Origin of the sequence: Aquimarina besae, from assembly GCF_042434905.1 — a bacterium.
GTDB lineage: Bacteria > Bacteroidota > Bacteroidia > Flavobacteriales > Flavobacteriaceae > Aquimarina.
In genome coordinates this window covers 4,612,735-4,635,928 of record NZ_CP170199.1, presented here as the reverse complement: position 1 = coordinate 4,635,928, position 23,194 = coordinate 4,612,735, and the positions used below count along the sequence as shown (strand labels likewise).

The window sequence follows — 23,194 nt, the reverse complement described above, 5'->3', positions numbered from 1 at the left end:
TACTGTTGATATAGTTTCAGGCCAACTCAATTCTTTTTGAACCAAACATTTCGAGTTCGACCATTTGAAATGTATATGCCATGCACCTTTCCGTTATGGTCTCTTTTTATCTCCAGAGTGCTAATCGGCCAATCACCTTTGAAAATATCATTAAATAAACGTATCATTTTTATTTTCCCATGTCTGACATGTTCGCAGTAAAGGTCTGAATTCTCTAATGAAATTGAATAGGTAGTTCTTAGCTCGGGACTATAATAATCACCAATGTATTCTATAGGGTCAATTATATTGTCTTTTGTAATGCTTTGATGAAATTCTAGAACACCAGGTATTTGATTTGGAATTGAGACCGTGATTTTTGGAGTAGTTGTTTTTGTGTCAAAACTGAGAAATATGTCTTCATTTGTATTCAGTATTTGAAAAGAGTTTTTGCTTACAGGAGCTAACAAGTATTCATTACCAGAAGGCCTTTTGTACCTAAGAGTATCATTCTTTAGATATATTATTCTGCCATATTTTTCCTCAGAACTCCAATAAATTCCTTCAAATTTAGAAAGGTTTTTATTAGAAAGGCTGACTTGCACTTTTTGTGATTGTTTTTCTTGCTTTTTTTCTTGTTTAATGTCCTTATTTCCTAAAACAATTTGAGTAATTTTATTTGACTTTCCATAAATATCACCTCCAGAAAAATTAGATAAAATTATGATCTTAAACTGTTCTTCTGGGTAAACCTTTACTATTGATCTAAATCCTCCAACAGCTCCTCCATGTTGAATAACTTTTCTGCCCATATGTTTTTCTACACGTACTCCAAAACCATAATTTGTGTAAAAACCATTGGTAAGAGGAGTAACAGTCAGTAATTTTTGAAAAGGTTTAGCCCATTTTTTTTCTGAGGTAATAAAATTTTGTAACCAAAGATTAAGATCGGCTGTAGTCGAATACATGTTTCCTGATCCATAATATCCCCAGTAATCTATCGCTCGTTTAATTTCTTCAGAAGAATAGTATGAAGTGGCATTATTTAGAGCAACTTGGTCATATTGATCTTGAACGTAGGTGTCTTTCATACCTAAAGGATCAAAGATGTTTTTCGTCATCCAATTTCTAAATGATGTTTCACTTATTTTTTCTATAATTTTAGCTAATAGGATATATCCTGTATTACAATACAAAAATTCTTTTCCGGGTTCATAATTAAGGTCTTTTTGATTTTTAAGAATTCTATAAATGTCTTCATTTGTTTCTACATCCATACTTCGCCATCCTGCAATTCCTAGTAGTCCGTGTATATCTCTTAATCCACTTGTATGATTCAGGAGATGACGTATTGTTATAGTTTTTCCAAAATCGGGAAGTTCAGTAAGGTGTTTCCTTATATTGTCATTAAAAGAGAGTTTGTTTTGCTCTTCTAACAGTACAATACCCATTGCGGTAAATTGTTTAGATATCGAACCAATGTTAAAAAGTGTATTGGTAGTATTGGATACGCTGTATTCTAAACTTGCTAGTCCATATGCTTTTGAAAATATTGTTGTACCATTTTTTACTACCATAATCGAACCACCAGGATGATTAGGTGCATTCCAAGAGGTAAAGAGGTTATCTATTTTTTCAATATGTTTTTTATTGTATTGAGAATAGACGGTATGGATAGAAAACGATAAGATTATTATTAGCGAAAAGAATCCTTTTGTATTCATGAAATTATGGGTGTTTTTTTTAATACTCTGTGACAATACAAAAGTCTACAATCAAGCAAACAAAGTATTAAAATAAACACGCCAAAAAGCTGCCAGAAAGCCGCCAATCATACTGTACTCTTATATAATGCTATTTTTCAAGTTGAAATAAAGAGTGTTATTTTTATTAAGTTCAATACTGTTTCTTAAAATAATACAGACGTTTGCAAAGACCAGAAGTAAAAGAAGTACTAATGCGAAGTTGCGTCCTAATTCTCCTAAATTGAGAACACTTCCGATTAGATATATTGCAATAGTCAGAGTGGACCAAAGAATTTGAATGGTTACTATTTGTTTGGTAAGCGGATTATATTGCTTTTTGAAATGTGTTATAACCAAAGGAAAAGCAATACTTAATATAGGAATGAAAACAACAAGTAAGGAGGAAAGGTTAATTATATTGGTAAGTTTATAATTAATTTGTTTTTGATCAGCCTCTCTTTTTAGCAGTTCCTTTTCATCTAAACTTAATGCTTTTGCTAAAGCTTTAAGTGTGTAGCCTTTTGGAGCTATTCCCGATTCAATTCGTTGAATAGTGCGAACAGAAACTCCCGACTTATTAGAGAGTTCTTCTTGTGTCAAATTTTGTTTTTCTCGATATACTACTAATCTAGACATTTTTTAAGTTGAATTTGATATTTTGAGCTGTGCGTACTCACGCGGTATTGTACTAGCTATAAACAGTTTTGCAGTAATCAAATTTAGTAATATTAGCGGGTTTTAGTGCTTTACATAAAAGCATATAAGCCTACTGAATAATTTCCAGAAGGCTTATATTAAATAATCTGCGTTTATTTTAATAATAATTTATGTATTAATACACCGCATTAATTATTCTAATATCATTTGTGGTCATATAACTTCGATTAGGAACGATGGTACTTCCATCAACTCTTCTCATCGATCTCCAGCCGTTATCAATTGCTTGCTGTGTTCTAAAAAAGTATGATCCATACATCATAATCGAGTTGGTATCAAGAACATCTGATATTTCCCAACCATTTGCATCTGATACTTTAAAATAGTTGAATTCTTTATCATCCAAGATATTGCTAAACAATACTTGAACATAGGCATCTCGGTTCCAATGATTTTGCTCATGAATGATTCCGGCTACGTGCAGGAATTCATGAATAGCAGAGCCTCTAGAACATCCAGAGGCTAAATTCATTCGTTGTCCAGGAAATTTTTGATTCTTGTAGCCTAGTTGAGCCGAGCAACCACTGGACTCACTGTAACCAACCCACACATAACCGGCACTGTCATTACTGTTCCATCTACGAACGGTTAAATCAGTATTATCCGTGATATAATTCGCCGCATAAATTACCTTATCTTTTGTAGCCTGTGGCATGTTATTGGAGTATCTGTAAAGAATGGTGCGATTTGGCCATTTATTCACACGTCTGTCCCAGACACCTTTCCCGATATCTGATCCATCTTTAGCATCAAAATTTTCTTCTGTCAATATCATATCACCCAATGCGTAATTTCCATCGCCTAGTGAAATTACTTTAACCTCGGTTCCAAATAAGATCTTTGATACTTTTGTACCTTGAAATTCTATTTGTTCTGCTTCTAACGTTAATTTAAGTTCTTGACTTATCTCCACTTCGTTTTCAATGGTTTGTTCCTGAATGTCAGATTCACAAGAAACTAGAAAAAATAAGAGAACGGGGCAAACCGAGAATAGTACTTTGCTTGCGTTCCAAAATTTTGTTGTTTTCATAATAAATTGGTTTAAATGTTGTTAATTAATAGTTAATTTAACACTTTTTAGTTTTAACCATCCCAGTGTATCTGCAAAATGGGTAATAAGTTATGTGTTTGTGATAATTTGGTATTACTTTATGTCTTAGGTATTGTAATTCAATGTGTTAAAATATTTTTTAGTTGTACTAAGAAAATTTGATAAAAATGCAGTTACGAAATTTTTATCCGTACTATTTTTTTTAAATAATGATTCAGTTGAAACATCTTCTCTTTTCGTTTGATTATAATTTAGGGTAGTAATTTGCGTTATGTAACAACAAACTCTTACTACCATGAAAGCTCACGTATTCTTAGTTGCCTTACTTTTCTTTATTACCTCTTATACCGTTGCTCAGGATAGGGTATTGGTGTTTACAAAGACTAATGGTTTTACGCATCCTTCAATCAGTGCGGGTGTTATGATGATCACTAATCTTGGAGATACCAATGGTCTCTGGACAACAGAGGAAACGGATAATGCTAATGATTTTAGTGCCAGCAACCTGGCGCAGTATAGTGCTGTAATCTGGTGTAACACCAGCGGTAATAATTTGCTCAATGCTTCTCAGCGACAGGCTTTTGAAGATTTTATAGCAAACGGAGGTGGATTTTTAGGGATCCATGCAGCAACAGACACGTATAGAGACAGAAGCTGGCCTTTTTATAATGAATTGGTTGGAGGTATTGTACAGACGAATCCCAATCACACGAGTAATAACTTCAATGCCGATATGACAGTTGTAAATTCTCATCCTTCTGTTGATTTTCTTGGCACTACCTGGAATAAATCTGAAGAGTATTATTATTGGAAAAATAATGGCGGACAGTTGTTTAGCGGCAATATCAATTTATTAATGGTAGAATCTACAGGTTCTAACGATTATGACGAGGCAAGACCCATATCCTGGTATAAAGAATATGGAGGAGGACGATCATTTTATACGGCTTTAGGTCATAATTCTAGCGATTATACCAATGATACTGATTTTATAAAACATGTAGAAGAAGGAATAAAATATGTGATCGGTAATACCTTGAGCGTGGGCGGGCCAAGTTTAAAAATACCTTTTCAGATTAGCCCAAACCCGGTAAGTGATGTCTTCAGGTTTACCACTTCTGATGTTGTCAGAACAAAATCATTACTCATCTATGATATTAATGGAAAATTAGTTTACGAAGGAGAAATACCTTCTGAAGTTGCTTCAACAGAGATCAATGTAGAAAATTTATCCCGTGGACTTTATATTGGTAGTGTGGTATCCGGAAGTCAGAAAAGCAATTTTAAGTTGGTGAAAAAAGATTAAGGTACGATATAGGTTCCTTTCCAGCTTCCGTTGTCTTTTTTAAAGACAACTCGTATATGACTTGGTCTTTTTAATCTCAGGTATTCTATTCTGGCCGGAATTATCTTTATAGCAGAGAAAAAATGTTTTCCCTCCAAATAATCGATCTCTTCAGGGTTTTTGATTTCTCTTCCGGGGGATAATTCTGTGGTATAGTCCTTTTTGGCTTTCTCAGGGATTTGTTTCCAGATTTGTTGTATTACTTTTTCGTTTGTAATTATTTCTGCTTTGGCCTTTACTGTAATTTGTAGTAAACGCGCTTGATCGTAGAATAATAGGCTTACTCTATTATTTGCTTGGATATTAGCAATTTTTTTAGATCTTTCGTCTGTATATATCATCATATTCAATTCATCATCTACGTTTCTTAAGACAACCGTTCTCTGTCTGGGGATGTTGTTGAAATCTGAGGTTGCTAAGGTGAAATATCTAAAAGGATGCGTTTTATTTTCAATAGCGGCCTTAAGATCAACTACAATAGAAGAAAATATAATATCAGTCATGGGTGGTTAGGTTTATTATGGATTACCTAAAGTTACTTAAATTATAGGGTAACCTCAAAAAAATATAAGATTTAAATCTTCTGCTGTTTACTGCACATTCCAGACTTCTTCTTCCATCCACGAAATACTTGTTTTTAATATTTCTTGATATTCACATGCTTTAATATGTGTTCTTCCTTTAGCTTCTACAAAAGTGATATTGCAGCCTAATGCCTTGGCTTCTGCAATACGTTTTCTGGTTTTCTTTATTGGAAAAAATTTATCCTCTGTTCCTTGTATTACATAAATTGGGATATTGAGTTTTTCTTCTACTTTGCAGTTAGATCCCATCAATACCATCCCAGAAAAAATTGTTGGATAATCTTTGGCATATTGCCATCCTGCGATAGCACCGTTACTATATCCTACCAAAATAATTTTGTTGGGATCAATTGGCCAATGCTTTTTAGCTAAATCAATAAAGTCCAGAATTCTTTTTTCAAGATAATCCAATGTCCAGGTCCGCCAAGCTCCTGAAGGACTAAAAATAAATCCCCCAGCATCTTTTAGTCCTGGAACGACCAGGCAATTACTAAATTTAGTATAGTTTTTACTTCCAACGCCACCGTGTAAAACGATAAATAGCGGAACTTTTTCGCCATCCTTGATTTTAGGAATTGTTAAGTCGTATTTCCACTCAGATTCTTTGTCATTAACCTTAATCTCACTAATTATGTTGCCCGGATTCAGCGGAATTTCTTTAAAAGAATCTTCGTCAATACTACTCGTATAACTATTAGTGCCTCTTTGGTCTAAACCACTTTTGCAGGAAATGATGGTAAAAAATATAAAGCAACGTAAAAAACGACTTAGAAATGAATACTTCATAGTTTTTCTATAAATATACTAAGTAAGTTGCTATTTTTATTGGTAATTGACAAGGTCTTCATAAAAAAACCGTTATGTTGAAAATTATATCAGTAAGGATTTCAAGGTTTTCAATTTAATTTTATTTTTGCCTATGCAAAATAACAAGGTACTTATTTTAGACTTCGGGTCACAAGTAACACAACTTATAGGACGCCGAGTAAGAGAACTCAATATTTATTCAGAAATACATCCGTATAATAAACCTCCAAAAAATATCAGTGATTATAAAGCTGTTATTTTATCTGGCAGTCCATTATCTGTGCGTGGTAATGATGTTGCACATCCAGATCTGTCAGAAATACAGGGCAAAAAACCATTATTAGGTATTTGTTATGGTGCCCAATATTTAGCACATTTTGGAGGTGGACGGGTAGCAGAATCTAATACGAGAGAATACGGTCGGGCAAATTTGTCTTACATAAGTAAAAATGAATTGTTTCAGAATATTTCTGAAGGTTCTCAAGTATGGATGAGTCATAGTGATACCATTAAAGAATTACCAGCGAACTCAAAACTTCTGGCAAGTACCCAAGATGTAGAAAATGCTGCTTTTAAAATAGAAGGAGAAGAAACCTATGCGATTCAATTTCATCCAGAGGTGTATCATTCAAAAGACGGCACACAGCTTTTAGAGAACTTTTTAGTAAATATTGCAGGTATCGCCCAAGATTGGACTCCAGATTCTTTTGTGGAGGAAACCGTAAAAAAATTAAAAGAGCAGTTAGGAAATGATAAAGTTGTTCTAGGTCTTTCTGGAGGTGTTGATTCAACAGTGGCAGCAGTTTTACTAAACAAAGCTATCGGTGATAATCTCCATTGTATATTTGTTAATAACGGGTTACTTCGTAAAAATGAATTTTCATCAGTGCTAGCCCAGTACGAAGGAATGGGGCTGAATGTAAAAGGAGTGGATGCTTCGGCACGCTTTTTGGACGCTTTGGCGGGAGAAAGTGATCCCGAAGGAAAAAGAAAAATAATTGGTCGCGTATTTATCGAAGTGTTTGATGATGAAGCTCATCAAATTGAAGATGCTAAATGGCTGGCGCAAGGAACAATATATCCGGATGTTATAGAGTCTGTTTCGGTTAGTGGTGGTCCGTCGGCTACAATAAAATCACATCATAATGTAGGTGGATTACCAGATTTCATGAAATTAAAAGTGGTAGAACCTCTAAAAATGTTATTTAAAGACGAAGTAAGGCGTGTTGGGCGATCATTGGGTATTGATCCCGAACTGTTAGGAAGACATCCATTTCCCGGTCCAGGATTGGCAATTCGTATTTTAGGAGATATTACTCCAGAAAAAGTTAGTATTTTGCAAGAAGTTGATGCCATCTTTATTAACGGTCTAAAAGATAATGGTCTGTATGACAAGGTTTGGCAAGCAGGAGCAATGTTGCTTCCAGTACAAAGTGTTGGAGTTATGGGAGATGAAAGAACGTACGAAAAATGCGTGGCTTTAAGAGCAGTGGAGAGTACGGATGGGATGACTGCAGATTGGGTAAATCTGCCATATGAGTTTTTACAAAAAACTTCTAATGAAATAATAAATAAGGTAAAAGGCGTTAATAGAGTAGTGTATGACATTAGCTCCAAACCACCGGCAACGATAGAGTGGGAGTAATATAACAAAACCATAAAGCTGTTGATTTTTATAAAATCAAATTCATTAAAATTAAATCGAATGAAAAAAATATTGTTGTTCTTATTTGTGCTCTTTGTAACCAATTTTGGTTTTGCTCAGCAATATAAAAGTCACAAAGTTGCTAAGGGAGAGAATGTATTTAGAATAGCTAAACGCTATAATACAACTCAAGAGGCAATATTTAGAGTAAATCCTTCGGCAAAAGAAGGGATTAGAGAAGGACAAATCTTGGCTATCCCTGTTATTGATGATCAAGAATACAAAATCCACGTTGTTGTTGAAGATGATACTGTATATAGTTTATCTAAGAAATACAACACAACCCCAGAAGCGATTTATAATTTAAATCCGGATGCGATTAATGGTATCAATTTAGGGCAAATTTTACGGGTCGGTAAATTGGATAAGAAAGATGCTGATATGGCTAATACTACCGAAAATGTGAGCGATCCTATTCTGGATAGTATAAAGCCGTTAGAAGAGATAAGACAGATTGTTCGATTTAAGACACATAAAGTTAGAAGAAAAGAAACCTTACCGGAAATTGCTGAGAAATACAATATAACTATTGATGAAATCAAGAAGCATAATAAAAGATTATATTCGGAGCAAATCCGAAAGCGTGATAAAATAAGAATACCGGTTTTTGCAGATAATGCAGTTAAAGAAACTAAAACGCCAATAGATTCATTAGGAAGTAGAATATCTACCACGACAAAATATGTTGTTAAACCCAAAGAAACTAAATTTAGTATATCCAGAAGACACGGAATTACAGTTTCTGAATTAGAGCAATTAAATCCAGATATGGATCCTAATTTTCCTTATGGAATGGAGATCGTCGTTCCTACAACTATTGTAGTTCCACTGGAAGAAATGATCGATACAGATAAGTTTGAATTGTATGAGGTTCAACCTAAAGAAGGTTTCTTTAGTGTTTTAAGAAGAGCTCAAATTTCTTCGGATTCCTTGTTTAGCTTAAACCCATATGCAAGAAATGGTCTAAAAATCGGAATGGTACTTACATTGCCCAAAAGGGATGCCATTGATTCATTAACAATGGACGTTTCAAAAAGCAAGATGTTAAAATTAGAAAATATGTTATCTAATTTTAAAACAAAGAAATTAGCAATAATGCTTCCGTTTGCATTGGATACTTTAGATCTTAATGCAAGAAAAGAAACTGAAGATTTTTTGAAAAGCAGAAGCAGAAGAGCTCGAGCTACACGGGTAGCTTTGGATTTTTACAAAGGGGTGCAGATGGCTGTGGATTCTGCTAAAAGTAGAGGTCTTAGTGTCGATCTAACGGTGTATGATACTCAAAGAAATAATAATACAGGCCATATTAAACAACTTATTAATCAAAATAATTTTGATGAAATGGATGCGGTAATTGGGCCATTATATCAGGCAAATGTAGAAGCTGCTGCGGAAGAATTAAAAAAATACGAGACACCAGTGTTTTCTCCTATTTCTAATAGAGAATCAAAACTTTATAGTAATTTTTTTCAAACAAGACCGACAGATCTCATGCTTCAGGATAAATTGATCGCATATGTAGAAAAGGATTCTACTGACAAAAATATAGTTATCATTGCACAACAAGGAAAAAAGAAATATGAAGAAATAAAAAATAAGTTAGTAACCAAGTTTCCAGAAGCAAAAATAGCAAAGATAGAAGAAGGTAATTATCTATATGAAGTTCACCTAAATAAGGTCTTGGCGAAAGATAAACCAAATTGGGTGTTTTTGGAGTCGGATGATGTAGCAATGATTAGTAATGTTACTACATTGCTAAACGCCAAAGCAGAAAGTCATCAGATTACTCTATTTACTACTAATAAGGATGATGCATTTGGTGATGATAGTATAAAAAATGAATATTTATCTAAATTACATTTGCATTATCCATCAATAGATAAAGAGTTTGATAACTATGACGAAAATAGTATGACCCCTTTAGTAGAAAGGTATAAGAGAGAGTTTGGTACAATCCCAAGTAAATATGTGGTTAGAGGTTTTGATATCACCTATGATATTTTAATGAGACTAGGTGCCGCAGATGACTTGTATCACGCTGCAACTTTTGAAGGAACAACAGAATATGTAGAAAATAAATTTAACTATGCAAAAAAGTTATTAGGAGGCTATTATAATAAAGCATCTTACATCATTAAATTTGATGATGAGCTGAAACTTACAGTGATAGAATAAAATTTATTTCATCAATAATCATTTTTAAAGCTGATTTTAAAATCATTTTTTTTATTTTTAAAAGCTGAAATTATTTTGTTGGTAAATGTAAGGGACAAAATAATGAAAACTTTGGGCCTGATTTGGAATGTTTAAGGGTCATGGCATGAAAATTGATATACCATTGATAACAGTTTTCATAATTCAAAGTTTTGAATACATTGAAAAAAAAATTGTTTCAATTGGAATAGATATACAATAATTATATCTTAGATAATAAACCTATTTTAGTGAAGATTATCAATACTTAGCCCCGTATTTGATATTTATCTGAAATAGAAAAAACAACTTTAGCCGGGCATAATTATTGCAATTATGGGTAAATTTTTTACTATTCTCTTAGTTTTAGTTTTTGCTAATCATGGATATGTAGAGCGTTTTTCTTATGCAGAAAAGAGTACGTTAGACTGGTCGGATTTTAGAGGAGAACCTAAATTGGACAGTAATTTTGATGCTAGTGTAAATACCGGTATAACGTATCAATGGTCTATAAGTAAGGATTACGGAAAAACTGAATTAAAGTATGAAGTGGATAGCTTTTGTTACCCGTCATTATCTTGGGTGAAAAAAGGGCAGTCGACTCAATACTTGCTACTTCACGAGCAACTGCATTTTGATATTTCAGAGTTGCACGCAAGGATTATGCGCAAGAAATTAAAGGAGTATAGACCAGGAAAAAACGTTCGCAAAGAATTGAATAAAATGTACAAAAGGGTGGAGCGGATGAGAGTTAACATGCAGGAGTTGTATGACACAGAAACAGATCACTCTAAAAATAAAGTGAGTCAGGAAAAATGGGAAAAGAAGGTAAAGAACTTGATGTGGTACTATAGAGCCTATGCTAAATAGACAATTTTTTCTGTAGTCGTATGGATATTCAATTCCAAAAGGATTTTTTAATTAAACTTGCCAATACCAAAATGCCTTTTGGTAAATACAAAGACAGATATCTAATAGATCTCCCAGAGTACTACATTGTATGGTATCATAATAAAGGTTTTCCCAAAGGAACATTAGGTCACCAGATGCAGACCGTTTATGAACTAAAATTAAACGGGTTAGAGTACCTTATTAGAAATATAAGGAAGCTATAATGCTGCAGACTATTTATATTCACAGTAAAACAAAAAGATATATTGATTATATACTAATTCTTACTTCTTTCGCTTGATTTATATTTGTTGCTCGTTCTTTCCACAAACAGAACAATAGAAGGTTTTATTTTCTAAAAGATATCGTATTTTGTGCTACATCACATAAATCATCCATTATATGAAAATGTACAAATTATGCATTGGAATTTTTATTTGTTTTATGGTTTTTCAAACCAAAATTCATTCGCAAAATTTCAGTGAAGGGCCATTCTCCCAACTTATTATCAGAGGTGTTACTTTAATTAATGGAAATGGAGCACCGCCCAGAGGACCGGTAGATATCGTTGTAGAAAATAATAAGATCAAGAATATTGTAGTAGTAGGGTACCCGGGAGTTGAGATAGACGATACAAAACGACCAAAACTAAAACCAGGTGGTAGAGAATTAGAAGCTAAAGGAATGTATCTTTTACCAGGTTTTGTGGATATGCACGGGCATATCGGTGGGGTAGCCCAGGGAGCAGATGCAGATTATGTATTTAAATTATGGATGGCTCATGGAATCACAACTGTTAGGGAGCCAAGCGGAAGAGGAATCGACTGGACACTGAAGCTTAAAAAAGCAAGCGAAAAAAATGAAATTATTGCGCCTCGTATTTTTGCGTACACGGGATTTGGACAAGGAAATAAGAATCCAATTAGCACTCCGGAAATGGCCAGAACTTGGGTGCAGGAGAATGCAAAAAAAGGGGCAGATGGGATAAAGTTTTTTGGAGCCGCTCCAGAAATTATGAAAGCAGCTCTTGATGAGAATAAAAAATTAGGATTAGGTTCTGCCTGTCATCATGCACAAACCGATGTTGCGCGTTGGAATGTGTTGCACTCGGCTAGAGCGGGATTAACAACTATGGAACATTGGTATGGTTTACCAGAAGCATTATTCGATGATAAAACAGTGCAGCATTATCCTCTTGATTACAATTATCAGAATGAACAACATCGGTTTGAAGAAGCGGGAAAGTTATGGAAACAGGCAGCTAAGCCCTATTCTGATCATTGGAATAAAGTAATGAATGAGCTCTTAGCATTAGATTTTACACTGGATCCTACTTTTAATATTTACGAAGCTAGTAGAGATCTACACAGAGCGCGACGAGCAGAGTGGCACGAAACGTATACATTGCCTTCTTTATGGAAGTTTTATCAGCCTAGCAAGATTTCACACGGATCCTATTGGCACGATTGGGGAACCGAACAGGAGGTTGCCTGGAAAGAAAATTATAGATTATGGATGACTTTTATCAATGAATATAAAAATCGCGGAGGAAGAGTTACCGCAGGATCTGATTCTGGTTTTATATTTCAATTATATGGTTTTGCATACATCAGAGAGTTAGAGCTTTTGAGAGAAGCGGGTTTCCATCCTTTAGAAGTAATTCGAGCAGCTACATTAAATGGTGCTGAAGCTCTGGGAGCATCAGACAAAATAGGATCTGTAGAGGTTGGTAAATTGGCAGATTTTGTGCTGGCAGATGAGAATCCTCTTAAAAATTTAAAAGTGTTGTATGGTACGGGTGCAATAAAACTAACTGAGGATAATGAGGTAATACGGACAGGAGGTGTTAAATACACCGTAAAAGATGGAATTATTTACAATGCAAAAGAATTACTGGCTGATGTAAAAAAAATGGTTGATACAGCTAAGAAAAATGAGAATTATAATATATCTCAACCGGGACTAAAAGAATAAGCACGTTTTAATTCTGTTTGATCAAAATAGAAAATCGTTTGAAATACTATTTATATGTTCAACCGGTCATTCAGAGGGCACTTAAGAATAATATAATAATTTATCTGTCACATTGAGTGTAGTCGAAATGTGACAGATAAATTATCTTTTCAGTTTATTTTCAATGTACAGCTGTTCTGATGTTTCTAAGAAGCAGGTTCAGTAACTTTGGAAAAAATATCGACATCTACCTGATTTTTGGTTAGATCTTCAAAGGTTTCCCGTCTACGAATCAGATGTGCTTCATTATTATGCCATAGTACTTCTGCCGGGCGAAAACGTGAATTATAATTACTGGCCATAGAAAAACAATAAGCACCAGCATTTTTAAACGCTATGACGTCACCTTCTGTGATTTCCGAAATCCTTCTGTTAGTAGCAAAAGTGTCAGTTTCACAGATATATCCAACAACAGAGTAAAAACGCTCTCGTCCTTTGGGGTTCGAAATATTTACAATATGGTGGTATGAATTATAAAACATAGGCCTGATCAAATGATTAAATCCACTATCGATTCCCGCAAAAACCGTAGAGGTGGTTTGTTTGACTACATTTACTTCAGCCAGAAAATAACCAGCTTCACTTACTAAAAATTTTCCAGGTTCAAAACCGAGCGTTAATTCTTTGCCATACTCTTTGCAGAAAGCATTAAAACGCTTTGTGAGCTTTTTACCAAATTCTTCAATATTTGTTTCAATATCGCCCTCTTTGTAAGGAACTTTAAAACCACTTCCAAAATCTATAAAATCCAAATTCTTAAAATGCAGCGCAGTTTCAAACAATATTTCACTAGCATATAGAAATACATCGATATCTAAAATATCACTTCCGGTATGCATATGGATACCATTAATATTCATTCCTGTGTTTTCTACAATTCTTAGAATATGCGGTATTTGATGAATCGAAATACCAAATTTACTATCGATATGACCAACAGAGATATTACTGTTACCTCCAGCCATTACGTGTGGATTGATCCGAATGCAAACGGGAACATCCGGATGTTTAGTTCCAAATTGTTCCAGAATGGATAGATTATCAATATTGATTTGAACACCCATTTCTGAAACTTTTTCAATTTCTCGCAAAGAAACACCATTAGGAGTAAAAATTATATTTTCTGGAGCTACACCAGCGAGCAAGCCAAGTTTGACCTCCTGAATAGATACAGTATCTAAGCCGGCACCTAACGAATTCATTAACTTTAAAATCGCAACATTAGATAATGCTTTCACAGCATAATTTAACTTTACATGTTTCACCTGTTTAAAGGCACTAGTAAGACGCTCATACTGTGAAACAATTTTTTCGGAGTCATATACATATACAGGGCTCCCAAACTCTTTTGCGATTGCCAATAAATTTGCGTTTTCCATTTTAAATAAAATTAAGCATACGAAATTACTATTTTTACTATAGATTATCTCTAAGAGGCGCGTAATTAGTATAAATTTATTTAAACCTGAAAAAAATGAGCTTCAAATAACGAATTTTTCATTTTTGAACAGATATTATACAGATAGTCGCCATATTATTTAGTATTTTTAAAATAAAAACATGTTAGCACTTTTTCCTTTACAACTGGTGGTATATCCAGGAGAACGCCTGCCACTGCACATCTTTGAAGAAAGATATCAGCAATTAATTACTGATTGCCAAAGTGAAGGAATTTCGTTCGGTGTTCCGACTTATATTGATAAAAAACTGGAATATGGTACAGAGGTCACTTTACAAAAAGTAGAAAAAAAATACCCCAGTGGCGCTAGTGATGTTGTTTGTTTAGGGACCAAGGTTTTTAGGATTAAAAGTTTTTATCCGCAAATGCCTGGTAAATTGTATGCTGGCGGAGAGGTTGAATATTTGGAAGATAGTGAGAATGGAGTAGAAGAACTACAGGAAGAACTATTAAAGAATATCGCCATACTATACGTAGAGCTGACTATTGAAAAACCTCCTGTTTTTAATATTCCATTTGTGAGCTATCAGGTAGCACATAAAGTTGGATTGGCATTACATCAGGAATACCATTTATTAAAACTGCGTAGCGAATTAGAACGGCTTAATTATCTTATTGGTCATCTTAAAATAACCATTCCGGTTGTTAGAGAAATGAATCGAGCTAAAGAAGTAATTAAAATGAATGGGCATTTTAAGAATTTTGATCCGCTGGATTTCGAAGATTTTACATTATAAGAGTATCGTCATTGAGTTTTCAGATAATTACGTTTGCTAATTTTTAATTATGCAGCAGGTCATTGATGAATGATTTTTTTACCGGAAAAGATTGGCACAGTAACTTCACTTTTCCTATTTTTGGGACTCCTATTCAAAAGGTTAAAAATAAGACTATGAACTTACACGAATATCAGGGTAAAGAGATATTAAATAGCTTTGGTGTGCGTATCCAACGTGGTATTGTTGCACAGAATGCAAAAGAAGCAGTAGCTGCTGCAAAACAATTAACCGCAGAGACAGGTACCGGATGGCACGTAATCAAAGCACAAGTACATGCAGGTGGTCGCGGAAAAGGTGGTGGAGTAAAACTTGCAAAAAATCTTCAAGAAGTAGAAGAAATTGCCGGACAGATTATAGGTATGAACCTGATCACTCCGCAGACATCTGCCGAAGGTAAAAAAGTACATCAGGTATTGGTTGCAGAAGATGTATATTATCCTGGAGATAGTGAACCGGATGAATTTTATATGTCTGTATTATTAAATCGTACTACGGGTCGTAATATGATTATGTATTCTACAGAAGGAGGGATGGATATCGAAACAGTTGCAGAAGAAACTCCTCATTTAATTTTTACAGAAGAAATTGATCCAGCTGTTGGATTATTACCATTTCAGGCCAGACGTGTTGCTTTTAACTTAGGTTTGAGCGGTACAGCGTTCAAAGAAATGACCAAGTTCGTAATGGCTTTGTATACCGCTTATGTAAAATCAGATTCTTCTTTATTTGAGATTAATCCTGTTTTAAAAACCAGTGATGATAAGATCATGGCCGTTGATGCAAAGGTAACTATAGATGATAACGCACTATACCGTCATAAGAATTATGTCGATATGAGAGATATTCGTGAAGAGAATCCTATTGAAGTTGAAGCTAATGAAGTTGGACTTAACTATGTAGACCTTGATGGAAATGTGGGATGTATGGTAAATGGAGCAGGTCTTGCGATGGCAACAATGGATTTAATTAAGCAAGCTGGAGGAGAACCTGCTAACTTCTTAGATGTAGGAGGAACTGCGGATGCTAAACGTGTAGAAGAAGCTTTTAGAATCATTTTGAAGGATCCTAATGTAAAAGCAATACTGATCAATATCTTTGGAGGAATCGTTCGTTGTGATCGAGTAGCTCAAGGTGTTGTAGATGCATATAAAAATATGGGAGACGCTATCAACGTTCCTATCATTGTACGTTTACAAGGAACAAATGCAGATATCGCTAAAGAATTAATCGATAATAGTGGATTGGATGTGCAAAGTGCTGTAGAGTTTCAGGAAGCTGCTGATAAAGTACAGGCAGTAATAGCATAGTTTCGCTAGTTAAATAAAATATTCTGAAGCGATCCACTATTGGGTCGCTTCTTTTTTTACTAAAACCTAAAGTATGGACCAAAAGGTTAAAGAAATAGTTAATAAATTACATTTGAAACCACATCCCGAAGGAGGCTTTTATAAAGAAACATATAGAAGTGATGGTGTAATTCCCAAAGAAGTTCTAAAGGGTGGATTCTCAGGAGATCGTAATTATTGTACTGGGATTTACTTTTTACCTACTTCACATAATTTTTCAGCTTTTCATCGTATTAAACAAGATGAGATGTGGCATTTTTACGGAGGAAGTTCATTATATGTTCACGTGATTACAACAGAAGGAGAGTACATTAATCACACAGTAGGAATGAACCTGGATCAGGGAGAAACTCCGCAAGTAGTCGTTCCGGCTGGTTGTTGGTTTGCGTCTAGTGTTAAGGATGCAGAAAGATATTCTTTTGTTGGATGTACGGTTTCGCCTGGATTTGATTTTGAAGATTTTGAGCTGGCAGAAAAGGAAAGCTTATCTGATACGTACCCTGAGCATAAAAAAATAATTTCTCAATTCACTCGTAAATGATCATATCTTTTTAAGGTTTCCATAACTAAATTAAGCCGGATAAATCTTAAAGAATTGATTATTAAATAGTCTGGTTTTAAATTAGCTCGAAACCCCTATGAAAACTATTGAATGGATGGAAAATTGCGTATTTTTAGTTAATCAAAACAGATCATTATAAACTTTGCGACACCTAAAAAAGATCTGCTAAGAAAGTTCTTCGCAAAAACTTAATGTATAGTATAAATACCTGAAATTAAATAATTATGATACCTGAAATAGAGAAATCATTAAATGATCAAATAAAATATGAAGCCAAAGCGTCTGCACAATATTTATCTATGGCTTGTTGGGCAGATATAAACGGATATAATGGTATAGCCGAGTTTTTTTATACGCAATCTGAAGAGGAACGTGTACATATGACTAAGTTGGTTAAGTTTATTAATGAAAGAAATGGTAAAGCAGTAATTCCAGCGATAGAGAAACCTAGAGATGATTTTGAATCGCTAAGAGAATTGTTTGAAATTTTCCTGGAAAGTGAAGAATTTGTAACCGCTCAGATTAATAATGTTATTTTTCAATGTTTGCAGCATAAAGATTATAATGTGCATAATTTTATGCAGTGGTATGTATCTGAACAGTTAGAAGAAGAAGCGGTGGCAAGGACACTACTAGATAAATTAAAAATTATAGGTGAGGATAAATCAGGACATTATTTGTTTGATAGAGATATCAACACTTTTCAGATAAGTAACTCGCAAGAAGAATAGGTAACTTATTGTTAATAAGTCATTAAATAAAACTAAAAGATTCTTTTTTCAAGAGTCTTTTTTTTATATTTTTGCTCTTTATTTAGATTCAATAAAAATTATATTATAGTGCAAAGTTCAGATATACCTTCCTTATATTCACCGTGTGCTTCATTAAATTGCGAGGTTAGTTGTGGCGGCAAGAAGAAAAAATGTTGTAAGAAATACAAGAAAAAAGGTAAATCAAATTGTAAGAGATGTCCTAAATTATAAGAGGATTTTTTAATAGTATAGTCTCATTACAAAAAAGCGAATATGTCTCAGATATATTCGCTTTTTTGTCAATGGTGATATCTTTTATTTCTTGTCATATTATTTTTATACTTTTAATTGGTGATCGTGCTCGTATTTAATGATTTGTGTTAATCATATTTTTATCAATGGCTTTTAATACTAATAATTTATTCTAATAGTTATGATTAGGTATGTATATCCTATGAGAAAAATTATATTTATAATGATTCTGATGTTAATGGGTTTGGGTTCATTGACTGCACAAGAGTGGTTAACTGATTTTAATGAGGCTAAAAAAAATGCTTCTGATACTAATAAGCATATAGTTCTAGTATTTGCCGGATCTGACTGGTGTGCGCCCTGTATAAAGTTGGAAAGACAAATCTTGAATACTGAAAAATTTCTGCAATATGCCAAGGAGAATTATATTCTGGTAAAAGCAGATTTTCCAAGGAAAAAGAAAAATCAATTACCTAAGGAGTTACAAGAACAAAATACGTTACTTGCAGAAGCTTATAATAAAAGTGGTGGTTTTCCATTGGTGGTACTTTTGGATAAAGAAGGAAAAAAACTTGGGGAAATAGGCTATAAAAAGGTAACACCCGATGGATATATAGAGATATTAAATAAAATGATCCGATAGATTGAGATTACATATTGCATTATTACTTTACTGTTTCTTTAATTTTTCTTTTTCACAAGAAATCTATAAGCGAGGCATGTTATTAATGGGAAGCGACTTTGAGATTACAATGGTTGCAAAAGATGATGTTACTGCTGATCAATACATGAACATAGCAATTTCAGAAATTACTAGAATTGAAAGATTAATTTCGTCATGGGATTCCAATTCGCAGACTTCTTTAATTAATCAAAATGCCGGGATAAGGCCTGTAAAAGTAGATAAGGAACTCTTAGAATTAATTAAGAGAGCTATCCAAATTTCAAAATTAACGGATGGGGCATTCGACATCAGTTATGCTTCTATGGATAGAATATGGAAGTTTGATGGTAGTATGAAACAAATTCCACCTGCAAAAGAAATAAAAGCATCTGTATCTAAGGTCGGATATGAAAATATTCTATTAGATGTCAAAAAATCTACTGTGTTTCTTAAACAGAAAGGAATGAAGATTGGTTTTGGAGCGATTGGTAAAGGATATGCAGCCGACAAAGCAAAGTTGCTACTAATGAATAAAGGAGTAGAAGCCGGGATCATTAATGCTTCTGGAGATATGAATACCTGGGGTAAGCAACCTGACGGAAGTGATTGGAAGGTGGCCATTACCAATCCTTTAAATAAAAATAATGCTTTTGCTTTATTACCCGTTATTAATGGAGCAGTAGTCACTTCTGGTAATTATCAAAAGTATGTGGTTTTTGATAATGTTCGCTATACTCATATCATTGACCCGCGAACTGGCTATCCTTCTAGTGGAATCTTAAGTGTAACAGTTTTTGCTCCAAAAGCTGAATTAGCTGATGCACTGGCAACCTCTATATTTGTTATGGGAAAAGAGGTAGGAATTAATAGAATAAATCAGTTAAAAGGTGTTGAATGTATAATTATCGATGAAAATGGAAATATACATACCTCTGATTATATAAAAATCGATAAGAAATAATAAAGTCTAGATTATATAAATAGATTTGTGATGGATCTTTAAACAATAAAACAGAAGATGAAAAAAATAATAATGAGTATTGTGATATCCACTTTTTTTGGTTCTTGCGCTTCGGTAAAAGAATATGAAAAAGTAAATATTAACGACCCGGATATGCAACTAGCTTCTAAGAAGATCGAACGCTTCGAAACAAATTTTCAAGTATATCGAGAATCTGCTGCCGGTGCTAATGGAGGAAAAACAGGAGGTGGTTGCGGTTGTAACTAATACATACCTAAAAGTTTTAAAATAATAATATATGACACAGAACAATTCAGGCTTTTGAAAATAAAATTTTTACTATTGGTATTGATTTCGACGATCACATTATTTGCTCAAGAAAAGCAGCAAGACTCAATTCGTGCTTTTAAAAAAAGAGTTCTTGAATCCACAGAAATAGATTTTTTAATGAGTTATTACACTCAGGAAGGAAATAATGCTGCAGTAACAGGTGGAATTGGTACAGAAGAGTTGACTGATATCACTCCGACAATTGTGGTTTCCATTCCATTAAATGATGATGATGTACTAACTATAGATGCAGGAATATCGGCATACACATCTGCCTCTTCCAGCAATGTAAATCCTTTTGATGGGGATGGGCCTGCAGATCCTTTTGTAGCATCTTCTGGTGCATCCGGAAAAGATGTGTTAGCAACTTTTTCCGGTTCTTATAGTCATAGCAGTGACGATAGAGATAATATCTGGGCTGCTAATGTTTCTTTATCAAACGAATACGATTATTTTTCTTTTGGTTTTGGAGGAAGTTATACCAAGCTATTCAATGAAAAAAATACAGAATTAAGTGTCAATGCGAATATCTTTCTTGATACCTGGAATGCTATTTATCCATCAGAACTTCGAGATAATCCAAACTTTGTCCCACACTCTGATGAATCCCGTAATTCATATTCGTTGGGATTTGGTTTTTCTCAAATTCTCACTAAGAAGTTGCAAGCTTCATTAGTTTTGGATTTCGTGCGGCAGGAGGGATTGTTATCTACTCCTTTTCAACGAGTACAATTTTCTGATATCGAAGATGTTGTGGTTCAGCAATTTACTTATGGTGATGATATAGAGCGATTGCCAGATTCACGATTTAAAATAGCAGCAGGAGGCAGATTACATTATTACGTAAATGAGATATTTGTGGTGCGCACCTTTTATAGATACTATACAGATGATTGGGGAGTTAATTCTCATACTGCGAGTATAGAAATACCTATAAAAATCACGGATAGATTTACGCTATATCCCAGTTATCGATATTATACACAGACAACGGCAGATTACTTTGCTCCATTTAATCAACACCTCTCCACTCAGGAATTTTATACTTCTGATTATGATTTATCCGATTTTGATGCCAATCAATATGGATTCGGTGTAAGTTATACTGATATTTTTGCTAATTTTCATATATGGAAGTTTGGTCTGAAAGCTATAGACCTTCGTTTTAATCAGTATGAACGAAGCACAGGGCTTAGTGCCAGTATTGTATCTGGGGGTTTTAATTTTATTATGGATTAAGAATTGACTTATACCGATTGTGTAAATTGTTTTTGATTTCAAAAAACGAAAAACCTCTTTACTATTAAAGAATCTTTTTTAGCTTTGTACTTCTTCCCAAACATAATTTAATAGCCTACATATTACATATAACAAAACGATTCTATGATTAGATATGTGGTTTTCTTAACTATTTTTTTTTCTTTATTTTCCAATGCGCAGGAAAGTGATTTTGAAAAACTTCAATCCTTGTTTACTCAATCCAGAAAACAGATTCCAGAAGATCTTGCGTTAAAATATTTTGATTTTAAATCAACAGAAAGGGCTAATGGCTTGCTAACAGGGGCAATAATTGTCAAGGCAGCTGACTATATTATTTTTTCAACTATATTAGGATGTAATATGGGTGGCAGTTGCGAACAATCTTCTCTCACTTCGTTTAACAAGATAGGAGAAAGGATAGATACTATAGCGTTTGAACGGACAATGGCAGATTGTTCTTTTGATGATAAAAGAGCAGCTGTTTTTATTGCCGAAAACTTATTGGTTTTTAAGGAAATCAGAACAAAACTAGATTGTTTAGGAGGTGGTAAACAAATTGGTGAGAAAGTATGGTTAGAGTTTCAACCTATCAAAGATGACGGTAGTTTTTCCAAGCCGTATTCCGATTTCAAAGCTATCGAACGCGAAAATTATATTTTTTCACATAGAGTTTTTTCAAAAGAAGAGCTGGATGATAGAACTATGGACGAGCTAGATGTAATCAAGAATGAGATTTTCGCTTCTCACGGGTATGTGTTTACTAAGAAAAAATGGCAGGATTATTTTGAATCAAAAACGTGGTATATTCCATCAGATACTGATGCGGTTCATAAACTAACAGAAATCGAGAAGAAGAATATTGAAGTAATTTTAAGTATGAAACAATGAAGGTAATAACCCTACTGATTAGCTTATATTTTTCTATGATTTCCTTTGGCCAGACAAAAACTATTCACATTTTCGTTGCATTGTGTGATAATGTAAACCAAGGGATTGTTCCTGTTCCTGAAAAGATCGGAAATGGTCAGGATCCAAAAAATAATTTGTATTGGGGAGCAGGTTATGGTGTTAAAACGTTTTTTAAAGTTAAAACCAAAGATTGGCGACTTGTAAAAAATATTCCATCTGAAAATAAAAATATCTTAGAAAGAATGTTATTTAAACATGCCACAAAAGATGTTTATATACTAGCTGATGCCTATGACGGTGCTAAAATTAAAACTAGTATTGAAGATTTTTTGAAAGCATCTAATGGTCAGATTCCTTTACAAATAACAGAAAAAGAGAAGACCTTAGGTTTTGGTGGAGCATCAGATTTGTTGGCGTATGTTGGACACGATGGTTTAATGGATTTTGGTGTGGATATAACTTACGAAAATAGTGTGTCCACTACTCGTGATGTTATGATCCTGGCTTGTTACAGTAAGGCCTTTTTTTCTCCAGAAATTAGCAAAGCAAAGGCAAATCCAGTTCTTTGGACCACTCACTTGATGGCGCCTGAAGCCTATACTTTAAAAGCGGCTATAGATGGTTGGCTTATAGGAGAATCCGGTAAACAAATAGATGAAAGAGCTGCGCAATCTTATCATAAATACCAAAAATGTGGTATTCGAGGGGCTAGAAATCTATTTACGACCGGTTTTTAGGTTTTTATAGTTCTCAAAATTTAGATTCTTGGTTTTAAGTTACTACAAACCACTTATGTAATTCCCTTTTTTCAGGGGATAAATCTATTTCTTTTAGTGGTATTTTTGAATAGTAAAAGGCAGAAGTTGTTTTTTGCACTGTTGCAATGCTCT

Annotated in this window: 22 protein-coding genes; 16 read left to right on the top strand and 6 right to left on the bottom strand. The window is 33.9% G+C overall.

Going from position 1 to position 23,194, the window contains the following annotated elements; all coding sequences use genetic code 11:
- Positions 1-26: 26 nt before the first annotated feature.
- From ACE94K_RS20495 to ACE94K_RS20485, 3 genes are all read right to left on the bottom strand, one after another.
- Entirely contained in the window at positions 27-1,703 is a 1,677-nt protein-coding gene (locus ACE94K_RS20495; protein ID WP_378176889.1) for a serine hydrolase domain-containing protein, read from the bottom strand.
- A 120-nt stretch (positions 1,704-1,823) separates the two neighbouring features.
- Entirely contained in the window at positions 1,824-2,360 is a 537-nt protein-coding gene (locus tag ACE94K_RS20490) for a helix-turn-helix domain-containing protein (protein ID WP_378176887.1), read from the bottom strand.
- 196 nt (positions 2,361-2,556) lie between these two features.
- Positions 2,557-3,471, bottom strand: a complete 915-nt coding sequence (locus ACE94K_RS20485; protein WP_378176885.1) for a M12 family metallopeptidase — start codon at positions 3,469-3,471, stop codon at positions 2,557-2,559.
- Positions 3,472-3,787: 316 nt separating this feature from the next.
- On the opposite strand from ACE94K_RS20485, the gene ACE94K_RS20480 reads away from it, so the two are divergent.
- Positions 3,788-4,798, top strand: a complete 1,011-nt coding sequence (locus ACE94K_RS20480; protein ID WP_378176883.1) for a ThuA domain-containing protein — start codon at positions 3,788-3,790, stop codon at positions 4,796-4,798.
- Here ACE94K_RS20480 and ACE94K_RS20475 read toward each other — a convergent pair.
- Positions 4,795-5,340 carry a pyridoxamine 5'-phosphate oxidase family protein gene (locus tag ACE94K_RS20475; protein WP_378176881.1) on the bottom strand — a complete coding sequence of 182 codons (546 nt, stop codon included), beginning with the start codon at positions 5,338-5,340 and terminating at the stop codon, positions 4,795-4,797. The two genes, ACE94K_RS20480 and ACE94K_RS20475, sit on opposite strands and share 4 nt — an antisense overlap.
- A gap of 87 nt (positions 5,341-5,427) precedes the next feature.
- The gene (locus tag ACE94K_RS20470) at positions 5,428-6,207 is read right to left on the bottom strand and encodes an alpha/beta fold hydrolase (RefSeq protein WP_378176879.1); all 780 of its coding nucleotides are present in this window, start codon (positions 6,205-6,207) and stop codon (positions 5,428-5,430) included.
- Positions 6,208-6,340: 133 nt separating this feature from the next.
- Between ACE94K_RS20470 and guaA the strand changes: the two genes are divergently transcribed.
- From guaA to ACE94K_RS20445, 5 genes are all read left to right on the top strand, one after another.
- Positions 6,341-7,873, top strand: a complete 1,533-nt coding sequence (gene guaA, locus ACE94K_RS20465) for a glutamine-hydrolyzing GMP synthase (RefSeq protein WP_378176877.1) — start codon at positions 6,341-6,343, stop codon at positions 7,871-7,873.
- Positions 7,874-7,933: 60 nt separating this feature from the next.
- A complete protein-coding gene (locus ACE94K_RS20460; protein WP_378176875.1) occupies positions 7,934-10,108 on the top strand; it encodes a LysM peptidoglycan-binding domain-containing protein in 2,175 nt (724 codons plus the stop codon).
- 354 nt (positions 10,109-10,462) lie between these two features.
- Positions 10,463-10,996, top strand: a complete 534-nt coding sequence (locus tag ACE94K_RS20455; protein WP_378176873.1) for a hypothetical protein — start codon at positions 10,463-10,465, stop codon at positions 10,994-10,996.
- 20 nt (positions 10,997-11,016) lie between these two features.
- Positions 11,017-11,241: a DUF3820 family protein gene (locus ACE94K_RS20450; protein ID WP_378176871.1), complete on the top strand. Its 225-nt coding sequence runs from the start codon at positions 11,017-11,019 to the stop codon at positions 11,239-11,241.
- Between the two features lie 220 nt (positions 11,242-11,461).
- Positions 11,462-12,991, top strand: a complete 1,530-nt coding sequence (locus ACE94K_RS20445) for an amidohydrolase family protein (protein ID WP_378184336.1) — start codon at positions 11,462-11,464, stop codon at positions 12,989-12,991.
- A gap of 185 nt (positions 12,992-13,176) precedes the next feature.
- On the opposite strand, the gene lysA is transcribed toward ACE94K_RS20445, so the two are convergent.
- Entirely contained in the window at positions 13,177-14,409 is a 1,233-nt protein-coding gene (gene lysA, locus ACE94K_RS20440; protein ID WP_378176869.1) for a diaminopimelate decarboxylase, read from the bottom strand.
- 181 nt (positions 14,410-14,590) lie between these two features.
- On the opposite strand from lysA, the gene ACE94K_RS20435 reads away from it, so the two are divergent.
- The 10 genes from ACE94K_RS20435 (at position 14,591) to ACE94K_RS20390 (ending at position 23,041) form a co-directional block, all read left to right on the top strand.
- Positions 14,591-15,226: an LON peptidase substrate-binding domain-containing protein gene (locus tag ACE94K_RS20435; protein WP_378176867.1), complete on the top strand. Its 636-nt coding sequence runs from the start codon at positions 14,591-14,593 to the stop codon at positions 15,224-15,226.
- Between the two features lie 155 nt (positions 15,227-15,381).
- Complete coding sequence (gene sucC, locus ACE94K_RS20430; protein ID WP_378176865.1) at positions 15,382-16,575, top strand: ADP-forming succinate--CoA ligase subunit beta; 1,194 nt, start codon at positions 15,382-15,384, stop codon at positions 16,573-16,575.
- A 73-nt stretch (positions 16,576-16,648) separates the two neighbouring features.
- Complete coding sequence (locus ACE94K_RS20425) at positions 16,649-17,155, top strand: cupin domain-containing protein (protein WP_378176863.1); 507 nt, start codon at positions 16,649-16,651, stop codon at positions 17,153-17,155.
- Positions 17,156-17,400: 245 nt separating this feature from the next.
- Positions 17,401-17,907, top strand: coding sequence for a ferritin (locus ACE94K_RS20420; RefSeq protein WP_378176861.1), 507 nt, complete (start codon positions 17,401-17,403; stop codon positions 17,905-17,907).
- A gap of 475 nt (positions 17,908-18,382) precedes the next feature.
- Positions 18,383-18,823, top strand: a complete 441-nt coding sequence (locus tag ACE94K_RS20415) for a thioredoxin family protein (RefSeq protein ID WP_378176859.1) — start codon at positions 18,383-18,385, stop codon at positions 18,821-18,823.
- Between the two features lie 76 nt (positions 18,824-18,899).
- Positions 18,900-19,805, top strand: a complete 906-nt coding sequence (locus ACE94K_RS20410; RefSeq protein WP_378184334.1) for an FAD:protein FMN transferase — start codon at positions 18,900-18,902, stop codon at positions 19,803-19,805.
- A 57-nt stretch (positions 19,806-19,862) separates the two neighbouring features.
- Positions 19,863-20,072 carry a DUF4266 domain-containing protein gene (locus ACE94K_RS20405; protein ID WP_378176858.1) on the top strand — a complete coding sequence of 70 codons (210 nt, stop codon included), beginning with the start codon at positions 19,863-19,865 and terminating at the stop codon, positions 20,070-20,072.
- A gap of 60 nt (positions 20,073-20,132) precedes the next feature.
- The gene (locus ACE94K_RS20400) at positions 20,133-21,374 is read left to right on the top strand and encodes a DUF3570 domain-containing protein (protein WP_378184332.1); all 1,242 of its coding nucleotides are present in this window, start codon (positions 20,133-20,135) and stop codon (positions 21,372-21,374) included.
- A gap of 144 nt (positions 21,375-21,518) precedes the next feature.
- Positions 21,519-22,283, top strand: a complete 765-nt coding sequence (locus ACE94K_RS20395) for a YARHG domain-containing protein (RefSeq protein ID WP_378176856.1) — start codon at positions 21,519-21,521, stop codon at positions 22,281-22,283.
- The gene (locus tag ACE94K_RS20390) at positions 22,280-23,041 is read left to right on the top strand and encodes a hypothetical protein (protein WP_378176854.1); all 762 of its coding nucleotides are present in this window, start codon (positions 22,280-22,282) and stop codon (positions 23,039-23,041) included. Before ACE94K_RS20395 ends, ACE94K_RS20390 begins: the two co-directional genes overlap by 4 nt.
- Positions 23,042-23,194 lie beyond the last annotated feature (153 nt).